Source organism: Paenibacillus sp. EZ-K15 (assembly GCF_002573715.1).
Taxonomy (GTDB): Bacteria; Bacillota; Bacilli; order Paenibacillales; family Paenibacillaceae; genus Paenibacillus_AQ.
Genome location: NZ_PDHM01000028.1, coordinates 421,860 through 438,940 on the forward strand (window position 1 = coordinate 421,860; position 17,081 = coordinate 438,940).

11 protein-coding genes are annotated in these 17,081 nt (G+C 46.0%); 3 read left to right on the forward strand and 8 right to left on the reverse strand.

Going from position 1 to position 17,081, the window contains the following annotated elements:
- Positions 1 to 317 precede the first annotated feature (317 nt).
- Positions 318 to 695 carry a MarR family winged helix-turn-helix transcriptional regulator gene (locus CRG97_RS32240; protein ID WP_237566648.1) on the forward strand — a complete coding sequence of 126 codons (378 nt, stop codon included), beginning with the start codon at positions 318 to 320 and terminating at the stop codon, positions 693 to 695.
- A gap of 243 nt (positions 696 to 938) precedes the next feature.
- On the opposite strand, the gene CRG97_RS32245 is transcribed toward CRG97_RS32240, so the two are convergent.
- Positions 939 to 1,193 (reverse strand): AMP-binding enzyme, encoded by a 255-nt coding sequence (locus tag CRG97_RS32245; protein WP_098749537.1) that lies wholly within the window; start codon positions 1,191 to 1,193, stop codon positions 939 to 941.
- A 756-nt stretch (positions 1,194 to 1,949) separates the two neighbouring features.
- Between CRG97_RS32245 and CRG97_RS32250 the strand changes: the two genes are divergently transcribed.
- Positions 1,950 to 3,188 (forward strand): saccharopine dehydrogenase family protein, encoded by a 1,239-nt coding sequence (locus CRG97_RS32250; RefSeq protein WP_098749538.1) that lies wholly within the window; start codon positions 1,950 to 1,952, stop codon positions 3,186 to 3,188.
- Position 3,189: 1 nt separating this feature from the next.
- Positions 3,190 to 4,317 carry a carboxynorspermidine decarboxylase gene (gene nspC, locus CRG97_RS32255; RefSeq protein ID WP_098749539.1) on the forward strand — a complete coding sequence of 376 codons (1,128 nt, stop codon included), beginning with the start codon at positions 3,190 to 3,192 and terminating at the stop codon, positions 4,315 to 4,317.
- Positions 4,318 to 4,493: 176 nt separating this feature from the next.
- On the opposite strand, the gene CRG97_RS32260 is transcribed toward nspC, so the two are convergent.
- The 7 genes from CRG97_RS32260 to CRG97_RS32290 form a co-directional block, all read right to left on the reverse strand.
- Positions 4,494 to 4,982 (reverse strand): imm68 putative immunity domain-containing protein, encoded by a 489-nt coding sequence (locus tag CRG97_RS32260; RefSeq protein WP_098749540.1) that lies wholly within the window; start codon positions 4,980 to 4,982, stop codon positions 4,494 to 4,496.
- A 60-nt stretch (positions 4,983 to 5,042) separates the two neighbouring features.
- Entirely contained in the window at positions 5,043 to 6,716 is a 1,674-nt protein-coding gene (locus tag CRG97_RS32265; protein WP_098749541.1) for a DUF6138 family protein, read from the reverse strand.
- Positions 6,717 to 6,999: 283 nt separating this feature from the next.
- Positions 7,000 to 13,035: a CehA/McbA family metallohydrolase gene (locus CRG97_RS32270; RefSeq protein WP_098749542.1), complete on the reverse strand. Its 6,036-nt coding sequence runs from the start codon at positions 13,033 to 13,035 to the stop codon at positions 7,000 to 7,002.
- A gap of 111 nt (positions 13,036 to 13,146) precedes the next feature.
- Entirely contained in the window at positions 13,147 to 14,253 is a 1,107-nt protein-coding gene (locus tag CRG97_RS32275) for an SGNH/GDSL hydrolase family protein (RefSeq protein ID WP_098749543.1), read from the reverse strand.
- 230 nt (positions 14,254 to 14,483) lie between these two features.
- Entirely contained in the window at positions 14,484 to 15,248 is a 765-nt protein-coding gene (locus CRG97_RS32280) for a Cof-type HAD-IIB family hydrolase (protein WP_098749544.1), read from the reverse strand.
- On the reverse strand, positions 15,245 to 16,081 hold the full coding sequence (locus CRG97_RS32285) for a carbohydrate ABC transporter permease (RefSeq protein WP_098749545.1): 837 nt from the start codon (positions 16,079 to 16,081) through the stop codon (positions 15,245 to 15,247). The genes CRG97_RS32280 and CRG97_RS32285 overlap by 4 nt, the downstream gene beginning before the upstream one ends.
- Before the next feature lie 29 nt (positions 16,082 to 16,110).
- Positions 16,111 to 17,061, reverse strand: a complete 951-nt coding sequence (locus CRG97_RS32290; protein ID WP_098749546.1) for a carbohydrate ABC transporter permease — start codon at positions 17,059 to 17,061, stop codon at positions 16,111 to 16,113.
- Between the last annotated feature and the right edge of the window lie 20 nt (positions 17,062 to 17,081).

Consider the following 17,081-nt stretch of genomic DNA (forward strand, 5'->3'; position numbering starts at 1 on the left):
GATAAATCACCAGGGGAGCGGGCCGTCCTCTTTCGAGAATGTGCCCATCGGACCGTTCGCTTCGAGGAGCGCGAGGCGCACGGGCTCACATGCGGCCCGCATAGTAACACTCTCCCTTTTTACTTCGATGTGCGATCTTTGCAATATAGCCTTAGGTTGATGTGTCAACCTTTATCGACGATAACACATTGTGGTTGATACGTCAACCGTGCTATTATGTTCCTATGGATAAGAACGAACTAAACAAAGAGGAAATGCGAATATGGCATATGTGGAAAGGCTCCTTTCAGAGCATCTTCGGTCGCGTAATAAAAGAGATGTCGGAGCACACAGGACTATCAGAGGGTGATTATGGGGTATTGGATCGGTTAGACCTTTTGGGGAACGGTAGCCTTCGCCAACAGGAATTGGCCGACTCGATGGACTGGGATAAGAGTCGATTATCACATCATCTGACGCGGATGGAAAAACGCAGACTTGTGATGAGGAAACCATTAGACACGGATCGGGGTGTTCAAGTCGTCATCACTTCCGCTGGAAAATCAGCATTGGATGATGCCCGTCCCATAGTCTCCATGGCAATACGCAAACATTTCCTTGATCAATTAACGGATCAAGACATTGAGTCGATTACTAGGCTGGCGGAAAGGACAAAAACAGGGTCTTCAGCGTCTTGTGAAGCCCCGCCAACGTGACTGCGTTTTTGATGTTATTCATGAAGTGGATAAGTGGACCGGTACTCAATGAAAAGAACTCTCCAGATTCGGAGGGTTCTTTCATTTTTATCCATATACTTCGCCCTTATCGACAGTTACTTTTTACTGTTTACCGTCACTTGTGATACGATTCTCCGCACTGTCTGCACCGGCATGTTTTAAGGCCATCCTTTGCGGGATGGCCTTTTCTTTTAGTCACGTTTACTTAACTATTCCTTTTGCTTAGCTCTTCGGAATCAGATTGGATAATTGCTTGTGTAGCTGCTTTTTGTCCACCTTATCCACGACCGTTCGAGCCAAATTATCTAGGATGAACAGTTGAGTTGGCCATTTATGCCTTGCGAGACTCGGTTCGCAAAACGCCTGCAGCTGTGCCAGGTCCAAGCTACCGCCATCCCGCAGAACAACGCAAGCGACGAGCTTCTCACCTTCGCAAGGAAGTGAGAGTCCGATCACCGCCGAATCATTAACCATCATTATTCAGGTGTTAAAACTTGGATTAATAAGAGAATACCACTTATTATGAATGATTGGGCATTCATCTTTCCAATAAAATACACCAATCCTACTAATACATTGTCCTTCTACCAGGAGATCAATTGCCACCTATGTTGAGCTAATCCAGCACGTCCGGCAGGCTCTATTCGTGTGGAATGCCTTGAATATGATGCCTCATTTTGTTTTCAACACCGTAAAAATGCTCTTGTTTTAAAATTTTCCTTGTTCAATAATCCTTATCCTGCTATTATGAAATAGCGTGATTTTTGGAAAGCGAATAGTCAATATATTTAGGATCTTTCCAAGCAGATAATATTTGACCACTTCCATTTAGGAAGTTAAGGCCATACGGACAGCCGGGTCAATTGCCGATTGGCAACTTTCGTTGCCTTATTGATTGAGTTCAAAGCTCAAATTTTATAAGTTGGTTACTTTACAACCAGTGCTTCTGCACACAACTTGTGAAACGGTCAATAAGAGTGGTAAAAGTAATTATTTGCTATATAGACTCTGATCCTAACATGATATATTTGAATATTAAGCGCCTTTCTATAAAACGTTGAGTTTTATAGCTGACTGACGAGCAAGCAAGAGGTTTGTGCGGTCATGCTTATTGGGACTATCTTATTATTTGACTATATCAAAGCAAGTGTGATGCGCATGGTGCGTGTTTCGCTTGCTTTTTTTGTTGCCGTTTTACATTTAAAAAAATTATTTCGGATAGGAGATTGAAAAATGGGAAAAGCACTAATCATTGGCGCCGGCGGCGTAGCATCTGTAGCCATTCATAAATGCGTTCAAAACAGCGAGGTTTTCGAAGAAATCTGTATCGCCAGCCGTACGAAATCCAAATGCGATGAGCTGAAAGCAAAATTGGAGGGTGGCAAAACCAAAATTACGACCGCACAGGTCGATGCAAACAACGTAGACGAGCTGATCGCTCTGATTAACGAAGTCAAACCGGATATCGTCATGAACCTGGCTCTGCCTTACCAAGATTTGACGATCATGGATGCTTGCCTGGCCACCAAAACGCACTATATGGATACGGCAAACTATGAGCCGGAAGATACGGCGAAATTCGAATACAAATGGCAATGGGATTACCGCGAACGCTTTGAAAAAGCAGGAATCACAGCTCTTTTGGGCAGCGGATTCGATCCAGGCGTAACCGGCGTATTCTCCGCTTATGCGCTGAAACACTATTTTGACGAAATCGAATATATCGACATTCTGGATTGCAACGGTGGGGATCACGGCTATCCTTTCGCAACGAACTTCAACCCAGAAATCAACATCCGTGAAGTATCCGCTAACGGACGCTACTGGGAAAACGGGGAATGGATCGAGACGAAGCCGATGGAAATTAAGCGTGAATATAACTTCGCTGAAGTCGGCCAAAAGGATATGTACCTGCTCTACCATGAAGAGCTTGAATCCCTTGCGCAAAACATGCCTGGATTGAAACGCATCCGATTCTTCATGACTTTCGGTCAAAGCTATCTCATGCACTTAAAGGCGCTTGAGAACGTAGGAATGACTTCCATCGAACCGATCGAATACGAAGGAAAACAAATCATTCCGCTTCAATTCCTGAAGGCCGTACTCCCGGACCCGGCTTCCCTGGGACCTCGGACAGTGGGCAAGACGAACATCGGCTGTATCTTTAAAGGAAAAAAAGACGGCCAAGACAAGACTTACTACGTCTACAATGTTTGCGACCATCAAGAGTGCTATAAAGAAGTGGGCTCCCAAGCCATCTCCTATACAACTGGCGTGCCTGCCATGATCGGCGCGGCGATGGTCATGACGGGCAAATGGAATAAACCGGGCGTATTCAATATCGAAGAGTTCGATCCGGATCCATTCATGGAAGAACTGAACAAATGGGGACTTCCATGGGTAGAAGACTTCAATCCGGTGCTTGTTGACGCATTGCCTGAGGAAGCGAAACAGCCGGAGCTCGTTCGCTAATATGCGGTTCGAGGAATTACCGACACCCTGTTTCGTCGTCGATGAAGCACTCATCGAAAAAAACCTGAACATTTTGAACGGCGTTATGCAGCGTACGGGAGCCAAGATTGTGCTGGCGCAAAAAGCTTTTTCCATGACGGCCATGTATCCCCTCATCGGACAATACTTAAGCGGCACGACTGCGAGCGGTTTATTCGAAGCGCGGCTGGGTCACGAGGAAATGGGTAAAGAAAATCACGTCTTTGCCCCTGCCTATCGTGAAGATGAAATCGACGAAATTATTTCCATTTGCGATCATATTATCTTTAACTCCTTCTCCCAGTTGGAAAAGTATAAAACGAAGGCTCTTGCTGCAGGTAGAAAAGTTGGCCTTCGCATCAATCCGGAATGCTCGACGCAAGAGGGACATGAAATCTATGACCCCTGTTCGCCGGGGTCCAGATTCGGCGTGAAACGAGAGGATTTCCGGCCGGAACTGCTCGAAGGCGTTACGGGACTGCACTTCCATACCCTGTGCCAACAGAACTCGGATGATTTGGAGACCACGCTGAATGCGGTCGAAGAAAAGTTCGATCCCTGGCTGCCGCAGATGGAATGGATCAATTTCGGTGGCGGTCACCATATCACCAGAGACGACTATGATATCCCGAGACTCGAAGCTTGCATTTCACGAATGCAGAATAAATACGGCTTGGAAGTCTACCTTGAGCCCGGAGAAGCCATCGCACTCAATGCGGGCTATATGGTCACCTCCGTGCTGGATATCCATCGAAACGGTATTGAGATCGCGATCGTAGACACGTCGGCTACTTGCCATATGCCCGATGTTCTGGAAATGCCTTATCGTCCACCACTCGTCGATTCGGGCGAAGCCGGGGAGAAACCATACACCTATCGGCTTGGCGGTCCGACCTGCCTGACGGGTGATGTCATCGGAGACTATTCCTTCGATCAGCCCCTTAAGAACGGTGACAGATTAGTGTTTGAAGATATGGCGATCTACTCCATGGTCAAAACCAACACCTTTAACGGCATGCCGCTGCCGGCCATCGCCGTGCAGGAGAAAGACGGAAACTGCCGCATCGTTCGCGAGTTCGGCTATAAGGATTTTAAGATGAGACTCGCTTAAAGAATAATTAAAAGCCTTAGCCCTGCAAGTAAGGGTTAAGGCTTTTTTGTCTAACGTCTAGTTCAGTTTAACGGGGCTATCGGCGAAAATTCACCACGGCACTTAAACGCCAACCATCTTTATTTGTAATGACCCATAACCATATTCAAAGGATCTTTATCACAAACGTATGCACATTATACCAGCTCATCCGCGATCATTTTTGCCTTTTCCGCAAGCTCTCTCATATCATCGGCCGGAACAAGCTCGGCTAATTCGTAAGCCAGCGGATTACGGGAAAACTTGTACAATTCATCCCGAAGCAGGCTCCTTTTTTCTTCGGAGGCATCTATATAAAGTTTGCACGGCTGCCTAGACGCATCCAAATCATGCAAATCGACATAGCCTGATTTATGAGACTCCAACACAATGGCTGAAAGATCGATTAGAGCTGAGCAGGCAATATCAAGTTCTCCTCGAAACGTGCCGTTAGCATTTTTTATATCAAACCCAATACTTCCGCCGTTCTCCAAGTCCCCCTCAGCAAGCAGCACATCGAAACCCAAGTCCTCTAAAATCTGATTGAGCGTCACATCCGTTGAGTCCAATTGTTCCAAATAGTCTATTAATGCCAGCGAATCATCGGAACCGCCAATTAAATCTCCCCACCATTTGCTTATGTACATGTTCTTCTCCCACTTTCTTTTAAGCATTGTAATTATCCAATTAAGATCGAGCAGCCACCATCATTCTATGCCCGCTGCCTTTAACAGGCGAAGCAGCAGCTCCTTGCGCGGTTCCTGCGCCTTGCGAGCCAATGCAGCCAGCTTCTCCAACTTGCCCCAGATCGGGTACAGTACCCGCTCGGCCTCATCATCCGACAAAGTCTCTATTTGCTGTACGAATAGCGTCAGCTTGTCTTCGCTTTCCAGCTCCGGCTGAATCTTCAGCTTTAGCGAATCGTGGGAGCGCAGCAGGCAGACGATCAAGGTAGGAATCGAGCGTTCCGTTATGCCATAGGTTGCGGCAAAAACGGCTGTGAACTTGTCATGCACCAGCTGGTGCTCATCATCCACAAGGTCCATGTAAGCTTCAACAAGCGGAAAATAACGCTCGGACGAAAGCCCCAGCCCGAACACAGCATAACTGCCCGGCATGGCGCTTTTTTCGTCCTCCGTATCTTCATACCATTCAAATTCTACCATCGCCTCACGAGCATATTCCTCCAATAACGGATGCAGCTCGGAATAAGCCAGAGCATTCGCAAACAAACGGTGCGTGTCCGATTTGGCAAGCCCCTTGACGGGCAAATACTCTCTCACGCTGGATTTTAACTTGATTTTGTAGCTTTTCGGGAAGCCCTTTCGAAGCAGAGAGAGAATAAACAAAATCGCCCGCTCATACGCCCCGGCTTCTTCCTTGCGAATGACGATGGTGAAGAGGGAAAAGACATCGTTAGCCTTGCATTCAACCAATTCATGGTGCATATTCACTTCGTCGTGAGAGAAGCTGTCGCTGCCCTCCTTCAACATGCGTACGGCTTTGCCGCTGCCAAGCTGCTCCGCCAGCTCCAGAAAAGTCTGCCCCCTAAATTTGCTGTAGTTCGGCTCATAACGAATAATCATTACCGCGCCGTACAACAGAAGGTCAATAGGCTGATTCGGCTCATCCTTATTCTCAAGAACAGCATCCGGCTTGAGCACATATTCATTAGTCCTGTATTCGGAACGGGTGACGTCATAGTAACGTGGCAGGAATACATCCTCGGCCCAGCCCGTCAAAGCCCTAATAATATCTCTTCGATGCTCCGCGAGAGCCTCAACCCGTTCTTTATTCAACTCCTGAATCCGGTCAAATAAAGCGATCGCCTTTGCGGCTTCCGGTTCGGGGAACAAATACGGATCCAGCAGATGACGCGCCAAAAAGAAAGTTTCCAGCGGCTTTGTCGGGTAAGTGCCCTTCTCCAGTTTTTTCTCGATATAGGACTGAATTCGCTCCAGAAGCTGACGCTTTTTCGCTTCATATACAGTTTCCAGCACTGTTAATTCCACAAGCCCGTCTGTCGTCGCGAAGGTTCCTTGAAAGGTAAACTGGTAATTGATCAACGGCGACGTTTCCACCTTCTCCAGCCTCTCCCTGACGATTTCCGCCAGCAGTGGCTGAACCTCATGCAGTATCTGCTCCCGCGTAAAGGGCGAAACTTTCATCGACTTTTTGCCTGCGGCGCTCCCCACAGATCTCGAACTGTCAACCCTAGTCCTCCCCGGCCGATAATCCAGCATGACAAAGTTAAAGATGCCTACTTGCAGCGTGGTGCGTAAGACCACTTCCTCTACGTTCGTTCGATTCTCCTGTTCGTCAAACCATTTATGAATGGCCGTTTTCATCTCTTCCAACGCTTCTTTCTGCAATTCGTTCATTGTCTCTCACCTTTCCACATATTCCATCTTTTCTCAACATTATCATACTATGAAAATAGAAATCCTTGTTGAAACTATATACCTCTTCTGGAGACCAGATAAATACTTTTGAAATCGAAAAGCTTTATTGACCAAAATAAATCACTTGCGGACACAAATGAAAATGAGCCCGGTATAATTACCGGACTCATTTTATTAAACTGCCCAATACTTGAGATTCCTTTAACCGGAATCTTTTATTCACCTTTGCCGACATAATAAATGTCGTGCCGCTCAAGCAATCTCATGGCTTCCTCGCCATGAAGGCAGGAGGGTGCGGCATCCGGTTCGCGATCCACCACTCCCCCGTTCCGACTAAGGCCGAAGAAGTGAACTGAAGCGTGACTTCAGAATCCATGCCTAGGTTGACTCTCTCCATATCGATTTGCTTCTGAGTCAAGGTTTTTAGCTCATAGGATTCAATCAATCCATCATACTCTGCCGTGATGAGTACGGTTCCTTCCGAAATCGCCGTTACTACACCGCTAGCGCTGATCTCCGCTATACTTGGATCACTGCTTGTATAGATGACGTTTATCTCTACCTTTTCACGGCTTCCATCGCTGTATACAGCGGTAGTCACCGTTTGATCACTCTCTCCAACGACCAGTACAGCCGGCCCTTCGAATTCAAGCTCAGTCAGTGTAACTGGCTCTTCTTCGTTGCCTTCTGATACCGATTGTAAAACAGGTCGTTTAGCAATACCGTCCCATCCCCAAATCGCGTTAAAGTCCCACCCTAACCTGTCAGTATAGGTGGATGAAGTCTCTATCTCAGTTTCAGATAGTCCTAATCCTTTAAGGGTTGTTAAGGATCCTTCAGCAACACCTTCTCGATCCACCATCATGCCGTCAACCGCATAATTATTTTCGAGAGTGGCGGTGTGCCCCGCAAGAACTCGTCCCATCACCCGGTTCGCCATCGTTGGCGCCGTAACCGAAGGGCCCAGGGCAATGACATTTCTGACGACCGTATCATTGTATCCGTATCCAGTCACTCCGCCCGCATTGCTCGTAATCGCCCGAACAGTTCCAGACGCGTACACGTTTTCTGTTAGGCTGCCCGAGTTCGTAATTCCGATTAGGCCGCCGGCCTGACTTACCTGAGCGGTTACATCCGCGGTAGAATAGCTGTTTCTTACGATGCCATTGGAATAGCCTACTAGACCACCCACTGTGCTGGAGCCTGTAATGGAGCCTGTTGAGAGACTATTCTCTAACTCACCATTGTTCGTGTTGACGAGTATGCCTATTCTGCTCCCGCCAGTGACGCTGGCATCTATCATGGCTATATTTTTAATAACTCCGCCATTCAGATGGAATAAGCCGCCGCTCGAAGAATTAAAGTTAACTATTTTCTTCCCGTCGCCATCTAAAACACCAGTGAACGAAACCACTTTAAAAAGTGACTCAGCCGGTTGCCCGGAATAATCCAAATCATTGTCCAAAATATACTTTTCCGCTGGGAAGTTTTCCATAACGTTCAAATCAGCAATGGATTTGATTCTGTAATAACCCGCTTCATTTCTTTCCAAAGGCACGACAGGCTCTCCTGCCTCTTCGGGATTACTGTTCAATACCGGACGCTTTAAAGCATCATTCCACATCCAAACCGACTCAAAATCCCATTTCAAACTATTAATATACGTATTGGGATCTTCAACCTGTTGCTTTGATAGCCCTAAACCTTTTCTGTTGTTAGCAGCGGCAATACTTTCGCCTTCTACATCCACAATCATGCCATCAAACGCATAATTATTCTCAAGCGTTGCGGTATGCCCAGCAAGAACTCGTCCCACCACACGGTTCGCCATTGTCGGCGTCACGACTGAAGGACCCAGAGCAATAACGTTTTTAACAACCGTATCATTATAGCCGTAGCCAGTCACTCCGCCTGCATTGCTTTTAAGCGCCTGAACGGCCCCAGATGCATACACGTTTTCCGTTAAACTGCCTGAGTTTGTAATTCCGATCAAGCCGCCAGCCTGGTTCAACTGGGCCGTTACATCTGCAGTAGAATAGCTGTTTCTTACGATGCCATTGGAATAGCCCGCTAGACCGCCCACTGTGCTGGAGCCTTCGATTGAGCCCGTTACATAACTATTCTCTACCGTTCCGTTGTTCGTATTAACGAGTATGCCTATATTACTCCCGCCAGTGACGCTTGCATCTACCATAGCTATGTTTTTAATCATTCCGCCATTGAGATGAAATAAGCCGCCATTTTCTGATTTAAAATGGTTTAACGATTTATTATTTCCATCAAATGTGCCGAGGAAAGGCATCCCCTTAAATAGGGGTTCAAATAGCTGCCCTTCAAAATCAAGATCGTTTTCCAATATATAATTTTCATCTGGAAATTCTGAAATGGTCTTTAATTCGCTAATCGAACGAATGATGTAGTACCCATCTTCATTCTGATCAAGCTTCGGCTTTGGAATATGATCTTCGTTAATTACCTCCAAATTACTTTGCAGTAATGGACGTTTGGCATCTTCATTCCAGATCCAGATCGAATCAAAATCCCAACCGAGGGTTTCTGTGAAAAATGATGACTTCGTGAATGCTTCTGTACCGACCCCCTGTCCTTTTTCATTGTTTGGATCATCAACCGTAACGTTCTCACTGCTAACAAACATATTTTCATCGGCGTAATTATTTACTAAAGTTGCTGTATCCCCAGCTAAAACTCTGCCGACAATTCTATTCGATGCAGTACCTGTAACAATAGATGGATTTAATGCCATACTATTTTGAATGACCGTATGGTTATATCCGTATCCGCTGATGCCGCCAGCATTTGATTCTTCTGCTATTACGGCTCCCATGGCATAGACCTGTTCGGTTATACTCCCCCGATTCGTAATCCCAATCATGCCGCCGGCTTGCTTGCCTCGTGCATTGACCCGAGCTGTTGAATAACTGTTTCTTACGATACCGTTCGAGAAGCCCACAAGCCCGCCAACTGTAGAATTGCCTCTAATAGATCCGGTACTGTAGGCATATTCCACGATTCCATCATTCTGATCAACCAGGATCCCAATATTACTTCGGCGTACATCAATGTCAGCATTGATTATTCCTACATTTCGAATAGTCCCTTCATTAATGGCAAAGAGACCCGCGCCGCCTGAGGAGACAATAACGCCTGTAATCGTATGTCCTTGCCCATCAAACGTACCCGTAAATGGAGTGCCATTCGCGCCAATTGCTTCAAAAAACACGCCATTACCATCAATGTCCCGATCTAGAATAAAATGTTTGTCCGGGAACTCATGCATTTTATAAAGTCCGCTGGCACTTTTGATTTGATATGGGTTGCCTTCCGAACCATCGCCCAGCATTCCTTCTTTAGCTATTAACGGGTCCGTTAAAGGCTCTTGATCGATTGGATTATTAACCAATCTTACGACGATCGTATGTTCATCGCCAAATGAAAGAGGGTTGTCAAATAAGATGATTTGTTCACGTCCGAGATGTTCTAGCGTTGCTTCTTGAATCACCGTTTCCAACAGCTGTTCACCTGTATGATCACGCTTTTCCCCGATAACGGTGACACGTTCAAGCGAACTCGGGTAATTCAAGACCCCAACGCCCTTCAAGACGTTATTTTCTATAATTGCGCTCGTTAAGTTCATATAATGTTCAGGTTGTTTAATCGTAAATGAATCAATTTCAACACCGTCGCTGTTGTAAGCTTTCAACGTGAGAGATTGATCGTTTGATTCTAAAATAACACCCGTCTGCTTATTTTCATCATAAACGATATGATCCCAGTCAAATGATTTATTATCATAGAACGTTGGACCTGATGAACCAACGGTCACAAAAGTTGTTCCTAAATTCATCGCTTCTTCCGATATATCTTTTACACCGTTTCGTATGGTTGTCCGTTTATACACATGATCATGACCGCCAATATACATACTAACGCCAAGCCGTTCAAATGCTTGAGACAATTTCACTCTCATCATGTCCATACCGGTCTCATCGCCAGATTGACCGCCATAATAAGGATAATGCCCCATAACGATTTTCCACTTCTTGTCGGTTGCCCGCAAATCTTTTTCCAGCCATGACAGCTGCTTGTCGAAATCCAGCACAGAATTCAGAACAGCAATGTGCATATCGCCATAATCAAACGAATAATTCGTTTCCCGGTAACTGCCTTCACCGTTCTTCGGCAGGTTAAAAAAACCGGAGAACGGCCCGATTTTCCGCTCCGTCGCACGTTCACGGTCCCCGACAATGTGAGCAGAAACTAGATCCATGTCATTGTTGTAAATGTTGCTAAACACATCATCCCATGCATACATATTGCCGCCGTTCTCGACCAAGTCTCCGACTTGAATCACAGTCTGTCCGTTTGAATTTTTCTCCTGCAGAACGTCCAGCATATTTTTAAAGAGCTGGAAGCTTTCCGGATTTCGATCCGGAACTCCAAGATCTCCCATCACATACATAACGGCTTCCTCTGAGGCTGGCGCGGTCCTAAAGCTATAACTGCCGCTCCAAGGTCCAGTCGGTGAAATTCCATACCGATAGTCATACGTTGTCCCTAAGTCGAGATCTGTTATATTCGCTTCATGAGCTGCAAGCACGCGATAATTACTCTTCGCAAACGTATCACCATAGGCGACTTGAAAATAAGAGACTTCCGCTTGTACCATTTCAGCATGGTCCCACGTCGTCTCTGACTCAGGTTTATATTGAACATACGACGTTTCTAATGCCTTATCCGTCACTACATTTATTCCCACTTCATGTTCGTTTGCACCTATATTAACAATGGGTTGAAATTCATTTAAAATGTTATCGGCATCTAGATTTTGTTGATCAACAAGTAATCGAATAAGTTCAACACGCGTATTTCCTTGAGCGTCGGTTGCTACATACTTAATGAAATATTCTCCATACATGTCGACCTTGAAATGCTGATTTGCAACCGCTACTTCTCCCTTATCATTTAAAACGATGGCTTCCACCGATAAAGATTGACCGCGATGATCCGTCGCCGAAGCGCCCAGCACTTCCACTTGATCCCCAAGCTTAATCGTGTCGGGATATTGTCCATGAACCGTAATTTCAGGCGCGTGCACCGTGCCCCTCGTTTCCTCACCAATCCAAATTGGAGCACTTATCGCTTCTTCACCGTCTGCTTGGAAAGCTCTAACGATGAAATAATCCCCATCTTTACTTGCTAAGGTTACTTCCTTTTTAAATTGATTGCTGGAAATATTGGGGTATTCCTTGACGATTTCGCCGCTGTTTTTGTAAACAACGACTTTATCCAAAATATCGTTAGCATCAGGGTCATTTATCCGTATCTTAAGATCAATTTCCTTTGTTTTGGCTGGAAGGATCGCCCCCATCATTTGACCTTTTGCTGAAACCGCCATTTCTAAGTTACGATCAAATGATACATAGGTGCGGTGGTTTCGCATCGCCTCGTAAAGACCTTCTCTAGTAAGATTATCTCCCCACATACCGGTCACATGGGGCTGAACCATTCCCCAATTTCCTTTATGCTCGTCTCCGCCAAACACAGGAGAAACATGCCAGCCTCGATCTAATGCCTTGGTATAGATTGCAAAATCATTGGAGGATTTGTATTCCATCATATTAAGGTTTCTGTCAACATCTCGGTTATAATGTTTAAATTCATTGAAACTCCAATTTCCTGACGAGCGTGGATGATTAAATTGAGCAATCGCATTAGGATCTTGGGCAAGTCTTGCATAAAAGGTTGGCAAATCATATTTGATGTCGCTCCAGCCCCAAGTGCCATCCGCACCTACTCCATGCGTTCTTGCAAACCATGGGGCATTAAATAGGTTGATATGGCCCGCTTCATCATACCAAGTCACTTCCGTACCAGGCAGCGTAATAAATTCGTTATCACGATTGTGAGCATCTGATTGCTCATGCAGCAACTTGTATTCTTCTGAATAAGAGTCTTGAACATTCGTAATAAAATCACTGCCCGTACTGATATCATAAGTCACGTCGTGTTCAGTCACTGCAAAAAAATCAAAATCTGTATTAGCTTTCACAAAATGATAAGCATCATTAGGCAACAATATCCCATCACTAAGAGAAGTATGGGAATGCATGTGACCTCTGAACAGTGAAGCTCCTAAGTACTTAGCTCTATCTTTTTTAGAAACACCAACTTCTTTCTCTGCAGACGCAAATACCAAATTGCCGTAACACAGACTAACAACCCCCGCGATCATACAAGCCAGCACAATGAAAGGCAGTTTTCTTCTTTGGGACTTCACTCAAGATCCTCTCCTTTTTCGGCTTAAATGGTAATACAGGTATTAGAAAAACAAACAGCCCCTAAACTAAAAAATGCGTCTGAAGGCTGTTCATATCATCTATCTTGTTAATCACAGTCGCAACAATCGCTTTATGATAGGTGCAAGCGACTGTGCCATGCGCAAAAATCCGAGGTCCGTTGGATGTGTTCCGTCAACCGTACAATCATTGACGAAATCATCGCCTAGCAGCTTAAAACCGTCAACGAAATGGATATTACGGTCTCCTTCTGTCCGCCTTTGTTCAACATTCTCTACCTGAATCAGCCTGCGACGATCATTAAGCTCCCTTCTCTCCATATAGAACTGGTCTTCGGCAGTACTAATCCTAGAGACTACTAATATAGGAACTTTGGGATGTCGCTCTCTCAAAATTCCGATGAAGGCTGGCAGCGTTCGTGCGATGTTGCCAGCCTCGCCCGTATTCCCTTCATAATCAAGAATGAATAGCGCCGGATCATCGATTTCCGACATGATATGCGCGAGCTCCGGCTCGCCCTTTCCATTCCCCGAGAAGCCAAGATTTACGAACTCCACCGGAATCATACGGCTGAGAATATTAGAATAAGCCATACCCGGCCGGGAGGCGCATCCCCCTTGCGTAATCGAAGTTCCATATATAATGACGGGTCTACTGCTTGCATAGGCAGGTGCATCGCTTATGACAGCATCCTTATCTACACCGATCCACACCTCCTCTACCCCTTGGTAGAGCGGCATGTTTAAGGTGACGGCCACATCTTTTTTTGTATCCCACTGATAAAGCTGTGATTCATATTCACTTTCCGTTGGCTTGAATTTAGCCGTGGTAATAAAGTTCTGCTCTCCCGGCTCTCCAAGATAGCAGTCAACCCCGCACTGCCCGGTAGGCGGCATATGATACATATTGGCCGGTCCGGCAAGACGCATCCTTATGACCAGCCTTGAGGAATTGGTGCGAAAGCGAATTTGCCCGCCTGCCGTACAATAAGCAAGCGTATCAACCGCGGGCGGCAAGACAGCCCCGGAAGCCAAAGGCAGGCGTCTGTAAATCCCATCCTGCGCAAGCCAAGGGAAGCCCGCGATGTGAAAGGGCGCTTCAAGCGGAGAATGCCATTTCAACTGTTCGCCATTTGTTGTCTCCGGGTATATAGTTCCGCCCAGTTGATCTAAGTTTATCTCTTTCGATTGAACGGCCATCTATATCTACTCCCTCACTATATTTACTAGAGGTTGTTCAAAAAGTCGTCTTTTGATCACGAAGTGAGCCAAGAAGTAACTCGGCATCGAATCTTGAATTCAGCCGGTCCTTCCGGTGCTCACGTACCCAAAACGTACGCTCCGCTCCTCACTCCCTACCTTCATCCAACCTTCTCGGCGCTGAAAATCCGACTTTTTGAACTCGCACTACTAGAATACGTTTGCTGCGTTTACTCCATTTGGAATACATATTTCCGAATCGCCTGAGCAACGCCGTCCTCATTGTTGGTAGCCGTAATTACGTCCGCTATGGACTTGATATAATCTTCACCATTGGCCATCGCCACACCGAGACCTGCCGCCTTCAATAGCTTCGCGTCATTATCACTGTCTCCCATAGCAATTACATCGGACATAGAGAAGCCAAGCATCTGACAAACCTCGCGTACTCCGCTTTCCTTTGTAATGCCTTTAACTGAAATCTCCATATTACTAAGGGCCGAACGGGTAACTTCAAGCGTCCCCCAACTGAGCAGCTCTTCCTTAATTTCCGCGAGCTTCTGTTGATCATTACTGCCGATGCCGAATTTCATCCAATCCCGTTCGAACATCTCAGACGTCCAATCCTTGTCGCCCGTCAGGCTTTCCACGCTGTAGCCCCAATACCACTCGCCCCGCTCGGCAGCAATGGCGTGCATATCGCGGACCGTGTCCCGAGGGAGGAAGACTCGCTTTTTAAGCCTGCCCGGTCCTTCCCAAACTTCTGCGCCATTAAGCAGCACCATCGGGGAATCGAGCCCAAGCTCGTTCCAGAAGCCCTTTGTAGTTTGCAAGCCTCTTCCGGTGGAGAATATTACTTTAACACCGTGATCTACTGCATATTGAAGCCACTTTTTGGTCTCTTCCGTAATTTGCTTTTCATCCGTCAGAAGAGTTCCGTCCAGGTCCAATGCAATCAACTTATACTTCGCTTTTACCTGATGCATGACATTCATCCCTTCACAGCCCCCATTGTCGCGCCTTCCATAAGAAGTTTTTGGAATAGGATATAAATAATAATGGACGGTACCATCGCAATGGTTACACCGGCAAACAAAGTTACCCAATCCGCAGTAAACTCCATTTGCTTGTTCGCAGAATACATTTGCACCGCAATGGGATATTTCTTTGGATCGCTCAAATAGATGAACGGCGCTAAGAAATTGTTATAGAACCCTAGGAACTTGAATACGCCAACGGTTACAATGCCCGGTGTAGACAATGGAACAATAACACGCCAAAACTTTTGGAATAATGTAGCGCCATCCATCGTTGCGCTCTCCTCAAGCTCCATCGGCAGAGAGCTCATAAACCCTCCGAGCAGCATAAGGTAGAACACGCTTTCTCCCAAACTAGACAGGAGAATTAATCCGGTCAAGCTATTGGTCAAACTCAGTTCCCGCATAATGACATACTGGGGTACAAGCGCATTGATGCCAGGCAGGAACAGGGACAACATAATCAAACCCCAAATCAATTTTCTTCCTTTGAAGCTCATTCGAGTAAGCGCATAGGCGTTAAGGGTCGTAAAGAAAAGTCCAAGCACCAGACTTCCGCCAACATAATAAAGGGTATTTAAGAGTGATTGCCCAAAACCGTATTGATTCCAAGCCTTCGAATAATTCTGCAATCTTAGTTCCGAAGGCAGCGCCCATATATCTTTAAAAAACTCTGGATTGCTTTTTAACGATTCATAAATAACCCAGATTAAAGGAAATATTATAGTCAGCGACCAGGCATAAAGCACCAGACGCCACACAATGTCCATTAACGTTCGTTTTTCCTTCAAACATATCCCTCCGAACCTTCATATGGAAACTAATACTCGTAGCCTTTGTTCGGCACAAATTTATCGATTAATAGCTTTGCCGTTACTAATATGACGAATAGAATCATACCGACTGCGGAAGCGTAGCCGTAATTCCGATACTCTACGCCGAAAGCTAAGTTAAACATGTAGAGGCCGATGACGTCCGTCGACCCGAATGGCCCCCCATTCGTCATAATGAGGATGATTTCGAAGCCCTTCATTGTGCCGACGACAAGGAACAAAGCGCTGACGCGGATAATTGGCGTAACGAGCGGCATTGTAATTTTAAACAAGCGTGTCATATGTCCGGCGCCTTCAAGAATCGCCGCCTCGTACAATGACTTTGGAATCCCCAGCATCGCATTGGCAAAGATAATGACGTACAAGCCGACCCCGCCCCAAACCCATGCCGGGATAATGGATGCAAGCGCCGTGCTTTCATTGCCCAGCCAATAGAAATTTCCGGTATCAATTCCGACGAACTTTAGAATCCCATTCAGCAAACCGTACGATCCGTCATAAATGAAAGCCCAGAGGAGAGCGACTACGACCGTAGATAAAACGTTCGGGAAGAAAAACAATACCTTCAAAAATTTATTTTCTTTATACGTTTTATTGGTAATTAAATAGGCAAGGAGCAGGGAGATGATAATAACAAAGAAAGGCACTGTTATCATAAGAATCAAGTTGTGGGTAAGCGCGCGCCATACATATTTATCTTGGAATGCGGTGACGAAATTGGACAGTCCGACAAACGTTGCATCCGTAAACCCGTCCCAATTGAGCAGCGCATAATAAACGGATAAAATGTTCGGAAACAACGTGAAAAGCAAATAGCCGCCAAAGGGAGGCACGATGGCTATGAACAGAAATATCCACTTCTGCGTATTCGCTTTATCTAGACCCATAAGCTTGCGCATAGGGGTCTTTGGTGTCTTCACAATGGTTGAATCAGACACAAGAGGTCAACTCCTATCTT